This is a genomic window from Shewanella surugensis, from assembly GCF_023284005.1.
GTDB classification, from domain to species: Bacteria; Pseudomonadota; Gammaproteobacteria; order Enterobacterales; family Shewanellaceae; genus Shewanella; species Shewanella surugensis.
Genome location: NZ_JAKIKS010000298.1, coordinates 1 through 1601 on the forward strand (window position 1 = coordinate 1; position 1601 = coordinate 1601).

Here is a 1601-nt window from a genome sequence, read left to right on the forward strand (position 1 = left end):
ATACAAAAATAATGATAAACAAACAAGTTCAATGATGCGATAAGTACTGAAATTATCACGTTGCTCTAATAGTGAACGAATTTATGGTAATTTAATACTCAGGTACTTATAAAGTGGTTTAAGTGTTCATCCACTTGAGAATATGTTCTACTTATGAGTATAAAATATAGTTGATATTTAATCGGCTCTTCCGGTTAATTTGTATCTGCCCCTGAAATAGTATGTGATACTCCCAATATTTTGGAGTATATGTCGACTTCGCTTCTTTATCATGCCTTTGGAATACGAGGGGCTTATTATTATGTTTCAACAGCATATAAAAATGGCTACATGATATTTTACATTGCCCACAACCTTCGTATCAAATGCCCTATTTGCAAATGTCGAAAAGTGATCAAAAAAGGTACCAAGGAACGTCAATTATTAGGCCCTCCTATTGGTACAAAAAAACGTTACTTCGCATATTACATCAATGCATTCAATGCTCTCGATGTCAGGTGATTAAGTATTTACTACTTATTAGTTTATTCCACGACCTAAAGTACGTTATACCCGCTCTTTTGAGCAATATGTACTGTCATTATCAATAGAGAAAATGACGATTAGTGCTATTGCTAAACTTTGTAATGTGGGTTGGGCCTTGCATCAAGGCGATTCAAAAAAGACATCTCAAAAAGCGCTACCAAAAACCAAGCTATAAAAATGTGACCCACATAAGTATTAATGAAATTTACTGCGGGCCAAAATCAGGGTTTATGACTGTCGTAATCGATATGAAAACAAGTGTCGTTATTTATACTGATAAGGGTAAAAAAGCAGCCAGTCTTGATGGCTTTTGGGCAAGAAAAAAACGCTGTAAGAAGCCTATTATCGCCGTTGCAACTGATATGGGGCGCACTTATATTTCATCTGTAATGGAGAATGCTCCCGATGCCAATTTGGTGATAGACCGCTTTCATGTGGTTAAGAGGTTTAATGAAAAGTTGACTGAATTCAGAAGAAAAATACAAAATGAACTGGAAGGTGAAGAGGCTAAGTTTCTAAAAAAATACGCGATGGCTTTTGCTTAGCAATCCAGACAAGTTAACCGATAAAAAAGCCAATAAGTTAAAGCAAGCGCTTGATGCTAACCAACCTTTAGCAAAGGTCTATTACTTTAAAGAGAAACTAAGAATACTTTGGAGTCCGGCAACAAAAGAGAAAGGGCTAATATGGTTTGAAGATTGGGTCGAGCAAGCGAAAGACTCCAGGATGGCACTGTTGGAAAGTTTTGCCAACACATTAACAAGACATAAGACAGGGATCTTGGCTTATTTATGATGAAAGAATGACTAGCGGTAAAGTAGAAGGAGTTAATAATCGAATAAAAACATTATCTAAGATTGCTTATGGATATCGAGATTGGGAGTTTTTTTAGTTGAAAATAAAATCGGCTCATGAGGGAAGGTATTCATTTTCCGGATGAACCTGATTTCTCTCAAAAAAAACGTCTATTGTCGAGTAGGCGACACCTGTTACCAAGTGCCGCCCCTCTAAGAACCCAGCGTGCAACTTTCACTGCACTGGGCTCAAGCCTCCACTAAGGCATCATATGACACCCA

General features: G+C 37.1%; 3 protein-coding genes. All 3 read left to right on the forward strand.

Annotated features, from left to right (window positions below; all coding sequences use genetic code 11):
* Positions 1-605: 605 nt before the first annotated feature.
* The 3 genes from L2764_RS27110 to L2764_RS28470 are packed head-to-tail and all read left to right on the forward strand — an operon-like array spanning position 606 to position 1417.
* The gene (locus tag L2764_RS27110; RefSeq protein ID WP_248943436.1) at positions 606-1070 is read left to right on the forward strand and encodes a transposase; all 465 of its coding nucleotides are present in this window, start codon (positions 606-608) and stop codon (positions 1068-1070) included.
* A complete protein-coding gene (locus L2764_RS27115) occupies positions 1063-1320 on the forward strand; it encodes a transposase (RefSeq protein WP_248943437.1) in 258 nt (85 codons plus the stop codon). The genes L2764_RS27110 and L2764_RS27115 overlap by 8 nt, the downstream gene beginning before the upstream one ends.
* Before the next feature lie 7 nt (positions 1321-1327).
* Positions 1328-1417 carry a transposase gene (locus L2764_RS28470; RefSeq protein ID WP_376708516.1) on the forward strand — a complete coding sequence of 30 codons (90 nt, stop codon included), beginning with the start codon at positions 1328-1330 and terminating at the stop codon, positions 1415-1417.
* Positions 1418-1601: the final 184 nt, after the last annotated feature.

What these genes read in the sequence shown, in the direction of transcription:
- L2764_RS28470 (WP_376708516.1), top strand. Translation starts at nt 1,328, where the DNA reads ATGACTAGCGGTAAAGTAGAAGGAGTTAATAATCGAATAAAAACATTA.